General features: G+C 43.8%; 7 protein-coding genes, 1 pseudogene and 1 riboswitch. Of the genes and pseudogenes, 3 read left to right on the top strand and 5 right to left on the bottom strand.

Going from position 1 to position 8,988, the window contains the following annotated elements; genetic code table 11:
• Positions 1–563 precede the first annotated feature (563 nt).
• Positions 564–764 (top strand): annotated as a pseudogene (locus tag NC994_RS24805) (high light inducible protein).
• Positions 765–1,037: 273 nt separating this feature from the next.
• Here the strand turns inward: NC994_RS24805 and NC994_RS24800 are convergent.
• The 5 genes from NC994_RS24800 to ntrB form a co-directional block, all read right to left on the bottom strand.
• Positions 1,038–2,006, bottom strand: a complete 969-nt coding sequence (locus NC994_RS24800; protein WP_190440378.1) for a transposase — start codon at positions 2,004–2,006, stop codon at positions 1,038–1,040.
• A 246-nt stretch (positions 2,007–2,252) separates the two neighbouring features.
• A complete protein-coding gene (locus tag NC994_RS24795; protein WP_190440367.1) occupies positions 2,253–3,005 on the bottom strand; it encodes a universal stress protein in 753 nt (250 codons plus the stop codon).
• A gap of 135 nt (positions 3,006–3,140) precedes the next feature.
• Positions 3,141–3,980 carry an ABC transporter ATP-binding protein gene (locus NC994_RS24790; RefSeq protein ID WP_190440362.1) on the bottom strand — a complete coding sequence of 280 codons (840 nt, stop codon included), beginning with the start codon at positions 3,978–3,980 and terminating at the stop codon, positions 3,141–3,143.
• Between the two features lie 110 nt (positions 3,981–4,090).
• Complete coding sequence (locus tag NC994_RS24785; RefSeq protein ID WP_190415146.1) at positions 4,091–5,497, bottom strand: ABC transporter substrate-binding protein; 1,407 nt, start codon at positions 5,495–5,497, stop codon at positions 4,091–4,093.
• Between the two features lie 219 nt (positions 5,498–5,716).
• Positions 5,717–6,571 (bottom strand): nitrate ABC transporter permease, encoded by an 855-nt coding sequence (ntrB, locus tag NC994_RS24780; RefSeq protein ID WP_190430274.1) that lies wholly within the window; start codon positions 6,569–6,571, stop codon positions 5,717–5,719.
• Positions 6,572–6,670: 99 nt separating this feature from the next.
• Positions 6,671–6,892: riboswitch (cyclic di-AMP (ydaO/yuaA leader) on the bottom strand.
• Positions 6,893–7,147: 255 nt separating this feature from the next.
• On the opposite strand from ntrB, the gene NC994_RS24775 reads away from it, so the two are divergent.
• Both NC994_RS24775 and NC994_RS24770 read left to right on the top strand, forming a co-directional pair.
• Positions 7,148–7,429 (top strand): DUF1830 domain-containing protein, encoded by a 282-nt coding sequence (locus NC994_RS24775; protein WP_190440359.1) that lies wholly within the window; start codon positions 7,148–7,150, stop codon positions 7,427–7,429.
• Between the two features lie 169 nt (positions 7,430–7,598).
• The gene (locus tag NC994_RS24770; RefSeq protein WP_190440356.1) at positions 7,599–8,879 is read left to right on the top strand and encodes a sensor histidine kinase; all 1,281 of its coding nucleotides are present in this window, start codon (positions 7,599–7,601) and stop codon (positions 8,877–8,879) included.
• Positions 8,880–8,988: the final 109 nt, after the last annotated feature.

Here is an 8,988-nt window from a genome sequence, read left to right as displayed (position 1 = left end):
TTCTTGTTCGTATGCTTTGACTACTTTTTCTCGAAAGTCGATGGAGTAAGGTTTCATTCTACCTGTTCATGCACTGACCTCAATGTACTCTATATACCTGCAATCTGCTGTATATTATGGTTCTCGCGTTCGGTAGCAGCTTTTTGATTGCCATTCACGTACCGATGTATGTCACTTCATCGAGAATTACTTGATGCAACCCAACAAATTATCTTACCTAAACCGTATTAGGCGAGGGATGGCAAATATTTTTGCGTATAAAAAATGTCATTCTGAGAACATCATGAAGCGTTAGCGAAAGCGTTGTTATACCAGAGCGTTAGCGCAGGTTCTCTGAGATACCTCTTTCCGCTGCGCTTCGTACCCTTTGGGAAGAGTGAACTTACAGCATGACACAAGATACTTGATTACCCTCTGTCAAGTGGCTTACTTTTTTTTGAAAATCACTACATCACCAATTAGAAGTGTGTGAAGTTTTGCGAATTTTGCGTTTATAGACAGAAAATGGTGTATTTGCCGGTAGCTACTATAAAAGGGCAATCAAAGATTAAGAAATGTAAACAATGTAAACTCACCCTACCGATTTACCTCCTGTTGCTAGTGCCTACAATGACAAAGATCGCAATAGTTTCCTGTTCGGATGGAACCCCCAAGCTGAACCGTGGAACGGACGCTTTGCAATGATCGGATTCCTTGCCTACCTCCTGTGGGATCTGGCTGGTTATAGTGTGGTTCGTGATGTACTCCATCTGATTCAGTACTAATTTTTAGAATTTCTTTTTCAACATCCGATAGTCGGCTTGAGCGATGGTCGGCTTGGGACGATAAAAAGGCAAAATGCTAAAGAAAGGAGCAATTTTCTTGATGCATTTGCCTTTTTATTTTTGTTGTAGGTTGTAAAATTATCCACTTGTGTTCTTCGCTTCCTTTGCATCTAAAGCGAAGAATAACGCATCCGCAGTGCTATGCGATCGCTAACGGAGTTTTTTAGGATAAACCCAGAAGTGTTGAATCCAGCAATAAAACTTCATACTTTATCAGACCAGTGTGTTCAGCAGTAAATCGTAACTCCAGTGAACTATGGAACAGCGACGACTCAATTCTAATTGCAAATAGCGAAACTTATCTAATAATCGCTGCTCATAAAATGCCGGAATTTCCATCAACTCTAGAATCAAATACGCAATCAATACCATATAGATTTTCATTGTCACACCGTTGAGGTTTTTGCTAATCAAACAGTCGAGTTTGAGATGCATCTTCAAAAACTTCCATAGAATCTCGATTTGCCATCGATTGCGATAAATTTCACCAATTTCTTCATTCGTCAGTTGCTCCAAATTAGTGGCAAGCCGAAATTCACTCCGATTCTCCAAGTCACAAAACCAAACGACGCGATAGCGGTCATGGTCGAACTCGGTTTTCATGTTATTTTTGATCCGCACCACAAAGCGCGTTTGGGTTACACTTAATTCCAGAAGAAATTCCCAACTGGCACAGCCTCGATCCATCACTCCAACGCCGTTTTCAGGAATCATACTATTCACCGTTTCGGCAAATCGAGCATCATGTCCCTGCCCAAAATGAATTAAACATTCGGTCGGATTACCCTGGGTTAAATTGATGCCATTGAGTAACTTAACTTGGTGATATTCCTGCTCCCAAAACAACTTACTCGTCAAGCTAATCACGGTAGAATCAATGGGAATGAGCATCTGGGCGGTAGCGGGATGTTGTTGCTTCAATCGCTCGATCAATTCCATATAGATACGGCAAAAATTCTCTCCTTGCCGAGTTTTACAGGCTTTAGAAAAAGTTGAAATGTCAACTTCAATTCCGGCATGATTCAGACGATAAAATAGGTCTCTCATGCTCGTCAAACTTGCGTCAAGCACAAACGTCAGCCAGATTTCAAATAACAAGCGCGAGTTCAAAACCGGGTAGTCACTCGGCGACAGTCGCTTGAGTAGCGATTTGACAATCTTGGGAAACGACGATAGCATCAGATATTATTTTTCAATTCATAGGAGACAGAATACTGCTTTGTGCCCCCTTTTTTTCTGTTTTAATGTTTCTTTCAACACTTCTTGGATAAACCCTCTTCACCAATCAAATATAACTGCAATAGAAACCTTTTATGCGATCGCTAATTGTGCTTTTCCAGGTACAGGTAAAAGGTAGAAACAAATCAAAATTATTTAAATTCCGATTGTTTTTTTCTAATTTCCTATGTAAAAATTTCCGCTCAACGATTAAACTGATTGGAAATCTGAGGAACAACTTGAAGTATCCGGTGAATTCAAGATGCTGGGAATACCCAACACCGCGCAAGGAAAATTAGAACCTAGTTTCTGAACAATTGGATGATTGGCAGAGGTACAGCCCAGCAACAATAAAGTCGCAGCTTCTGATTCAACAACTTTTCTGAGTTCTGTAGAAATGCAACCAAACCGTAGATGAGCTTTGAAAGAACCTCGCCATTCTTCAGCCAGACAACGGGCTTGCGATAGGATACGATCTGCTTGCTCAAAAGGATTCGTTTGATAGAAAATTTCCCTCAAATAGGAAGGATCTATCTCCGTCATTCGTGTGCGTGCTTCTAATTCCACAGGGATAGGTTGAGTTAAAACAGGTGTGGCACACTTTCTTGCCGATGCTTCTAGAGACTCTAGGGGAAGCTGTTGGCTTAAAGGGCGTCTAGCATCGCCCCCGTTAGAAATATGTGGACAATGGCTGCTTTGATCTTCATCGACAACGTAAACGACTTGAACCGTGACTTGCGCCTTTGTAACTAACCGGGTTTGATGGGCAATCCATAGGGCAAGATCCAGAGCGGTTTGACTGCTAGGAGAGCGATTATAGCCCACGACTAAATTGATTGATTTAGCAGAATTAGCCCGTTTGGAAGTGGGGGAAACTGGCTCTGGTAGTAATACCATTTGTTCAACTACATCCTGACGACCCATTGCGCTTTCAAGACGGGCTAACATTGACTTAATATTCACAAACTCAAACCTCCTGAAGTAATTAGGCTAGCTTTGCAAGAACTTAAGTAAGGGTTTTAATGGGTTAGAAACGCAATAGAGCGTGTTTCCAGTTCAGTTGTTTTTTCTTTGATAAACAGTTGACCAATGGCTCGTCTACTCGTCTTGATTGAAATATTCATCGAGGAAGTTCAAAGCGTGGTTACGCAATTCAAAATACTCGCGGGAGTTGCGGAGGGCTTGGCGATCGCGTGGATGCTTAAAAGGCACGTCCAAAATTTCCCCTATTTTTGCGTGGGGGCCATTGGTCATCAGTATGATTCGGTCAGACATATACAGCGCTTCATCTACATCATGGGTAATCATCATCACTGCCTGCCGCTGATGTTCCCAAATATTCAGTACCTGCTGCTGCAATTTACCTCTGGTCAAAGCGTCGAGTGCCCCAAAAGGTTCATCCATTAACAACATTTTGGGGCGAATTGCGAGGGCACGAGCAATCCCCACCCGTTGTTTCATCCCACCAGAAATTTCATCGGGATATTTGTCAGCGGCTGCTGTTAAATTCACCATTGCCAGGTGTTCGTTCACAATACTAATTTTTTCAGCACGAGAGGCATTTTTTAGCACTTCATCTACCGCCAAACGGATATTTTCTTTCACCGTCAGCCACGGCAGCAGTGAATAGTGTTGGAACACCATCATGCGCTCGGCACCAGGTTTACGAATTTCTTTACCCTCTAATTGTACTGAGCCGGAAGTTGGTTTTTCTAACCCAGCAACCATTTTGAGAAGCGTTGATTTACCGCAGCCAGAGTGACCAATCACACAAATAAATTCATTTTCACTGACACTAAGATTAATGCCATCCAGGACAACAAATTCACCTCCATCTGCTGTGGGATAGGACTTGCGAAGATTTTCTATTTCCAGAAATCCAGAGCGGTTGACACTTTGATTATTAGCATCCGTTGAGAATGAGGTGGATTTAGTCATATCATGCTCCTTCTTGGGACGAACTCTTGAGAATTTTAAAGGTATTAGGCTGGCTGTTTCTAAAAAGTAAAACTTAGCCGAGCCGCTTGAACTGTAGCCAGTGCAGCTAATTAAGACAGAAAGAAACGAGTGGGACGGTTCGCCCGAATCTCAAAACCATTGACATATCCAACAGGATCGCTGGGGTCAAAACCTTTCTTATCAATAAATACTTCCGGTACTTCAACTTTGTAATCTTCTTGGGGACACTCAATGCCCATTTCTGCGGCAATTTCTCGATAGAGATCGGTTCTCCAGCCTTGTTTGGCAAGTGCTTCTGCATTCTTTGGAAATTCTTTGATTTGTCCCCAACGAGCTGCTTGAGTCATTAACCAGAGACTTTCAGATTGCCAGAGAAATGTCGAATGTTCTCCTGGACGTTTGGGAATGTTGTCAGGGATATCGAAGAAGATCGTACTGTCCTCAGCTTTCGCAATCCGAGCTTTACCATCAAAACCGCCATAATTGTAGTCGCCAATAATTGCGGGACGAGTAAATTTGGGTTTAGCACCTGTAAAGGAACGCTCGGAAATAAGTGTTGCTACTTCTTCGCGGTTTTCAGGCTTGCTGCAATACTGGCAAGCTTCAATCATCGCTTTGACGAGGGAACGATAAGTTTTGGGATTTTTTTGGATGAAAGATTCCATCACACCTAGCAGTCGATCTGGGTGTCCCAACCAAATTTCTTTGCCTTGAGCGAAGGTAAAACCAACACCTTCATTTCCGGTAATTGCGCGGGTATTCCAAGGTTCTGCCACCATGTAGGCTTGCATCGCTCCTATCCGCACGTTCGTCACCATTTGCGGTGGGGGAACGATGATGACGCGAAACTCTTTCAGGGGATCGACTCCGGCGGCGGCGGATAAGTAGCGGACGAAGTATTCGTAAATGGCAGAACTGAGAACAACTGCCCAAACTCGTTGTTCTCGCGGCTGTTTGTCAAAGTAGCTGCGGAAATCCTTCCCAAATGCTTCTAAATCACCGTTATACTCCCGCCAGGGACGCAAACCTGCTTCCCACATTTTCCGGTTCATCGTCATGGCGTTGCCATGTCGGTGAATGGTCATGGCGGCGCAGAGAGGGGCATGGCGTGCGCCTTCAGCACCGATTCTGGCGTTGGTGACGGCACCGGAGACTACGGGGGCGGCATCAGTACGACCAAAAATTACGCCGTCACGAGAGGTTGCCCAGCTAGCTTCCCGGTTAAGTTGGACGTTGAGACCGTACTTGCGGAAAAATCCTTTTTTCCAAGCAATCGCAAACGGCGCACAATCATTCACCGGCACGTAGCCAACAATCAGATCGGGTTTTTCTAACGATCCTGGCTCTACGACTTGTTTGATGGATGCGGATTCTTCAGTGAGTCCTTTCGCTGAGCGATCGCCGCTAATCGCACAAGATGATAGTGCCATTCCTGCTGCTGTGGCACCCATACCCTCCAGAAATTTTCGTCGCGTCCAGTTTGTGGTGTCACTCATAATTCGTCCTTGCGATCCATTTCCACTCAGCTCAAGCCACTAGGTTTGAGCGATTACTGCTCATGAGTTCTCTGAAAAAATTGACGCCGTAGGTACTACGTCTGGCAACCCACTCGTTTGAGCGGTCAGCGTTACCACGACGCCCGTGAGTCTCGCTCACACTAGCGATTTCTGTTAGAGCAGAATCATCCCTACTCAACAGAGGTTTACAGAAAATTATTAGACAGAGGTTGCCCTAGGGCGACGGTGAGTAACCAAAGCTTCAACTTTGCCTAGGGCGTAGTCCAGCAGTAGTCCTGTCAGCCCAATCACTACCACTGCCAAAAATACTGAGCTTAGGTTTAAGCGACTCCATTCATCCCACACAAAAAACCCAATCCCGATGCCGCCTGTGAGCATTTCTACAGCGACAATGACCAGCCATGCAATCCCCAAACTAATCCGTAAACCAGTGAAGACATAAGGCAAACTCGCAGGCCAAATAATCTTGGTAATTCGTCGCCAACGGGGCATTTCTAGCACCCTTGCTACATCGAGGTAATCTTTGGAAACGCTAGAAACACCGAGAGCAGTGTTAATAATTGTGGGCCATAAAGAGGTAATGAAGATAACAAAAATTGCTGACGGATCTGCTAGGTTAAAAATTGCTAAAGCAATGGGCAACCAAGCTAGCGGCGATACCGGCTTGAAAATCTGAATTATGGGATTGAGTGCCATCATTGCTTGCTTGGACATCCCAATCAAAAATCCAATGGGAATGGCAACAACTGCACCTAACAAAAATCCCAGCAATACTCGTCGAAGGCTTGCCAGTAGTAACCAACCAATCCCTAGATCGCCAGGACCCCGTCGGTAAAAGGGGTTCAGAATGTAGTCTAAATTCTTGACAAACGCCTCTGGTGGGGTGGGTATTAATTCATGCTTGAAAAGCGCAACAATCCACCACAAAACGATAATTCCTAAAAAACCAAGGGCGGGGAGGACGACGACATCCCGAATCAGAACGGGTTTTGCCCGTTTCCAGGCTACCTGTCCAGCAACTGCAATCGCAGACAAATTCAGCTGCAATATCATTATGAAGCTCCTCAGAGTCACTCTTCAGGTACAAGAAAGTAGAGCAGTACCAGCCGGGGACACTGATGAGTTCAGAACATTTCAAAAAATGCTGACTCTTCAGTCTCCTCTCAATGCCTACGAAGTTAGCTGACGGGCTAGAGCTGAGAGATGCTCTTCTCTAATGGATAAGGGATGAAGGATAAATAAACAGTTTTTTATTCCGCCTTACACCTCTTGCCTTACTCCTGGCAGAGATACGCCCCATTAATTGGTTCCTCCGTTCCAGCGCTTATACAGAGCGATCGCTTGCTAAGACGCTGAATTAGGCTGACTTACTCGGATTAACCGATAAGTCTAGCACGCCTTTTTAAGACAGTCCACCTTTCCGAAGACATAGCTTTCTAGCGATCGCTTCTCCATCAAATTCACAATAGTTTACGAATTTCTTGAGGCATTCTAGTGATGTTTGTATTCTGTACTACATCTTGCCTTCCTTCAACCCCATCTTTAGGTAGAAGCCGCTTGAAGCAGTCAAAGTTTATATTATCTATCTTGTTAATCAGCCAATTTTATCGTTCGTTCAGGGCACCCAATATGATGTCAGCATTCTCCTCTTTGGTTTCTGAACCTTCCGAACAAATCCTTTGTTTTTATACAAATTGCACAAATAAGATTCAAATTGTTAAATTTGATAATACTCAAGACTTAAACTTTGAACGGATTGTTTTCCCTGGTCAACGTTTATTGTTTAAAGCCTTACCGGACTCCCAACTAGAAATACATACTAACCCAACAAAAAGTTCTACTGAAAACTTAGCTTTAATAGAAGTAATTCCCTGCGATCATCTCCGCGTACATGAAGAAATGAACGCCTGAAAATGAAGTTTTTAACCCTTAGGGTGGCTTTTGATTAAAAACATTTTAAGAGCTTATAGGCGAAGTATTTGGGCGCGAAAACAAGAAGGACAAACAAATTAGCTACTCCCCAAGCTAATCTTAGTCTATGGAGAGAGAGCATTTGTAAACGAGTCAATAGCGCCAAAAAATGATGGATTTTAGTCAATTACTGATCGATAAATCTGCCACGATTGTAGAGAAATGGATTGAAGCTGTCCGTGCTGATAGTCGAATTGAGACCGCAGCAGAATTATCTTACAAGGGTTTGCGCGACAGCCTCCCCCGTGTCCTCAAGGCATTAGCGACTGTACTTTCTAAGTTTCAAGACAGTGATGTTCAGTCGTTAGTAGATGCAAGTTTAGAACATGGTATACTTCGGGCTGAACAAGGTTACGATCCAGTAGAAATTGTCCGTGAATACCGAATTTTACGGGAGACAATCGTTTCCACCTTAGAGGGAGAGTTGCTAGACTCATCACCGATTGAGATAATCCGAGTCATTCGTCTGATTGATACAGTAGTGGATGAAGCGATCGCTCAATGTTTTAAAAGCTACATGGATGAGCGATTGCACGAACTCCAACAGCTGCAAAGTCAGTTAAAATTGACCAATCAAGAATTAACTCGTTTGCTTCGGGCGAATAAAGATAACCTTTCTCATCTAGCCCACGAATTGAAAACTCCCCTTACTTCCATTATTGGCTACTCAGATTTATTTTTGCGCCAACAACAACGGAAGCAGGAGGAGAGTGATAACCTTCCGAATCTAGAACACATTGAGAAAGTGCTACGAAATGGACGACAGCTACTTCGATTAATCAACGATGCGTTGGAAATCTCTCGCTATGAAGCGGGGAAAATGAAATTGCAGCCATCTGTAACAGATGTACGCTCTTTAATTCAGAATATTCTGGAAATGGTAGAACCTTTGGCGGATTCCAAGGAGCTACAGATAATCGTTGATTACGATTCAGCTAGCGCCGATAGCTGTGCTGCTCTTCGAGAAGGACTACATCCAACATGCGTCCCCGATCGGGTGCTGACAGATCCGCTGAGACTACAGCAAATTATTACTAATCTCTTTAGTAACGCGATTCGTTACACCGACTCTGGAACGATTAAATTAAGGTGCCAAACGCTATCAGATAAAGAGTGGGCGATCGCTATCAGCGATACGGGAATCGGCGTTCCTCCAGAAGACCAAGCTCGTATATTTGAACCCTACTTTCGCTCTATTCCCCAAGAAAAGTCTTTCCTTCCGGAAAGTACAGGTTTAGGATTAGCGATTGTCTCGCGGTTGGTAAAATTATTACAAGGAAGAATAGAGCTAGTTTCACAAGTAGGCATTGGCTCCACCTTCACTGTCATTTTACCGTTAGCAGTGAATACTTCTGAGGAAATCGTGACGCCTTCAACAACCCAGGTATAGCACTTTCAACTAATTTGTAAAGATGAAACCCCAGACTCCTTAGAACAGTCTGCGATTTGAACTCTAAACTCGGATCAAATAGCGATGAAGCCTGTTTTCGGGAAACAAC

Source organism: Trichocoleus sp. AS-A1, assembly GCF_039962015.1.
In the GTDB taxonomy this organism is placed as follows: Bacteria; Cyanobacteriota; Cyanobacteriia; order Cyanobacteriales; family FACHB-T130; genus FACHB-T130.
The sequence above is the reverse complement of the archived record's forward strand: the minus strand, read 5'-3'. Positions and strand labels throughout refer to the sequence as shown.

What these genes read in the sequence shown, in the direction of transcription:
- NC994_RS24790 (WP_190440362.1), bottom strand. Translation starts at nt 3,980, where the DNA reads ATGACTAAATCCACCTCATTCTCAACGGATGCTAATAATCAAAGTGTC.
- NC994_RS24785 (WP_190415146.1), bottom strand. Translation starts at nt 5,497, where the DNA reads ATGAGTGACACCACAAACTGGACGCGACGAAAATTTCTGGAGGGTATG.
- NC994_RS24770 (WP_190440356.1), top strand. Translation starts at nt 7,599, where the DNA reads ATGATGGATTTTAGTCAATTACTGATCGATAAATCTGCCACGATTGTA.
- NC994_RS24775 (WP_190440359.1), top strand. Translation starts at nt 7,148, where the DNA reads ATGATGTCAGCATTCTCCTCTTTGGTTTCTGAACCTTCCGAACAAATC.
- ntrB (WP_190430274.1), bottom strand. Translation starts at nt 6,571, where the DNA reads ATGATATTGCAGCTGAATTTGTCTGCGATTGCAGTTGCTGGACAGGTA.